Annotated in this window: 1 protein-coding gene; it reads right to left on the reverse strand. The window is 64.5% G+C overall.

Going from position 1 to position 1,077, the window contains the following annotated elements; translation table 11 throughout:
• Window positions 1-973, reverse strand: a 973-nt coding sequence (locus SBI80_RS28135; RefSeq protein WP_318978436.1) for an IS481 family transposase, incomplete at its 3' end; no start/stop codon positions are given.
• Between the last annotated feature and the right edge of the window lie 104 nt (window positions 974-1,077).

A 1,077-nucleotide genomic window follows, 5' to 3' on the forward strand; every position in this document is an offset into this window, starting at 1 on the left:
TGTTCTTCACGGGCAGGTTGTGAACGCTGAGGCGTTCGATGGGTGACTTGCCGCCGATGCCGGTGTGGGGTCGATGGTGATTGTAGAGATGGACCCAGGCTTGGTAAGTGGCTGCGCGTGCCTCGTCGGTGAGGTAGGTCTGGGCGTAGGCCCATTCCTGGTTGAGGGTGCGGTTGAATCGCTCCACTTTCCCGTTGGTCTGCGGACGGTAGGGTCGGGTGCGCTTGTGGGCGACGTCCGTGCCGAGTGTTTCGGCGAACAGTGTTGAGCGATAACAGGATCCGTTGTCAGTCAAGACACGTTTGACGACGATCCCGTGGTCGGCGAAGTACGCCCTGGCCCGGATCCAGAACGCCGCGGCGGTTTCCTTGCGTTCATCGCCGAGGATTTCTGAGTACGCCAGCCGCGAATGGTCGTCGACGGCGTGATGGACGAACGCGTACCCGCGGCCCTGCTTCTTGTTGTGCCGGTTGCCAAGGGTGCGACCCAGCTTGCGATGCCCACCCCCGTCGGGGATGCGTCCGAGCTTCTTGATGTCGACGTGCACCAGATCCCCGGGTGCGTCGTGCTCGTAGCGTCGCGGAGAGGGCTTGCGCACCGCCAACCCGGTGGCCTGGTCCAGATCACGCAGCAGCGGCATCCGGTAGCGGTGCAACACCGCCTGAACGGTCGACCGGGGAATCCCTAGGTGATAGGCGATCCGATGCGGTCCCCACCGACGGGTGAAGCGCAGCCCCAGGATCCGCGATTCGGTGCGCCGACAGATCCGCGCCGGGCTGCAGTGCGGGCGGCTGGAACGGTCCTGCATCGCCGCGACACCACCGGCGCGGTAGCGGTCGGCCCACTTCTTCGCCGTCGCCGGCGAGCACTGGAACCGTTCAGCGGCGCGGCGATGGGTCCAACCGTCCTCGACGATCGCCGACGCGAGCCGAGTTCGGCCCTTCGGAGTCAAACAGGCATTAGCGTGGACCATGAGGACCTCTCGGTTATCGATGTGCGTGTGGTAACCACACCGATACCGGAGGTCCTCACCTATTTCCTCACGCCACGCCGTTCACAACCTGCCTGGCCATTACA

The sequence above is a fragment of the Mycolicibacterium sichuanense genome, from assembly GCF_033741125.1.
Classification (GTDB): domain Bacteria; phylum Actinomycetota; class Actinomycetes; order Mycobacteriales; family Mycobacteriaceae; genus Mycobacterium.